At 41.4% G+C, this 1400-nt stretch carries 1 protein-coding gene; it reads right to left on the bottom strand.

The window, feature by feature from the left end:
- Positions 1-291: 291 nt before the first annotated feature.
- A complete protein-coding gene (gene infC, locus VB740_RS18155; protein ID WP_190732259.1) occupies positions 292-825 on the bottom strand; it encodes a translation initiation factor IF-3 in 534 nt (177 codons plus the stop codon).
- Positions 826-1400 lie beyond the last annotated feature (575 nt).

Genomic DNA, 1400 nt, shown 5'->3' with positions numbered 1-1400 from the left:
ATCTGTTAAGGCAGGCAGGGGGAGCAGGGGAGGCAGAGGGGCAGGGGGGCAGGGGAAGAAAATACTTCCTTATCTTCCTTGTCTTCCTCGTCCCTCATCTCTTGGAAATAGTAAAAATCCTGAGCAACTGAGTATTATGTTTCCCACTTAGCCTTCAAGACTATCGATTTTGGATAAATTTAAATAACTTCAGGGTGTTGGGCGGATGTTGCATCGAAACGAAACATCAAAAAATCCCCTGGCTTTTAGCCAGGGGATTTTCAAACTTGGTCTATTAATACAGTGAGAGAATTATTTTTTGGGCGAGATGAGCATCATCATGTTTCGCCCTTCTTTTTTAGGCGCTTGTTGAAGCTCACCAAATGGCTCCAAATCCGTTGCCATTCGTTTGAGCAAATCTTCTGCTAGGTCACTGTGTTGAATTTCTCGACCCCGGAACATCACAGTCGCTTTGACTTTATCACCATCTTTCAAAAAGCGCTCCGCTTGCTTGACACGCACGTTGTAGTCGTGTTCTTCTATTTTGTAGCGCATCTTAACTTCTTTGACATCAGCCGTGTGCTGTTTTTTCCGGGCTTCCCGCGCCTTTTTCTCCTGCTCAAACTTGTATTTCCCGTAGTCCATAATCCGACAAACTGGCGGGTCAGCTTTGTCACTTATTAGCACCAAATCTAACTCTTTTTCTTCTGCTAGTTGTAGTGCTTCCTGTGGGAGCATAATTCCCAGTTGAGCACCATCAGTGTCAATGACCCGAATTTTCGGGAAGCGAATTCGTTCGTTAATTTGGGGCAGATCGCGAGTTCTTTTCTTCTCAATCACAGGCATTATGATTTTTGGGGGAGCTCTTAATGAAGGATTTGGTGTGGTCTTGATTGGTATGCCTCAGAGGCAAAATACGGAAATAACTCAGGACTGAAAACATAGTCTACAGTTCTAGAGTAACTAATCCATAAAATAGTTGCCTCCTTGTATTTGTCATTCTACTAAGTCTGAGAGAATTTCTTTGCAATAGTTAATCTAAATTACACAACCTAGACTCATGTTAAATATTATTACAATCATTTAGCAATACTTTATGCAATTGCATTGAGCAACATCATATCTCTAGAATACCAAGATTACGAATCCAGGACATGTAGCAAAATCAATGTAACATATTACCTTACATGTAGTAACAGTAGTAGTATGTATAGTCAAAAACCGTTGATCAATTGAGCGATATAGATGCGATCGCTATCTTTGATAAGTGACAACACCCCAAAGGCAGGGGCATGGGTTCAATGGGTACTGACTGTAAGTGCCATATAGAAATTTTAGCTAAGATGCAGCAATAAGGGCACAGCATTGCTCATTGGTGTCAACTTAACGTGAAAACCACTCCAGACAAAGCTTTGATAGAT

It is taken from the genome of Nostoc sp. UHCC 0251 (assembly GCF_034932245.1).
Classification (GTDB): Bacteria; Cyanobacteriota; Cyanobacteriia; order Cyanobacteriales; family Nostocaceae; genus Nostoc.
The sequence above is the reverse complement of the archived record's forward strand: the minus strand, read 5'-3'. Positions and strand labels throughout refer to the sequence as shown.

Excerpts from the sequence above, each read along its gene's own strand:
- infC (WP_190732259.1), bottom strand. The coding sequence starts at position 825 with ATGCCTGTGATTGAGAAGAAAAGAACTCGCGATCTGCCCCAAATTAAC.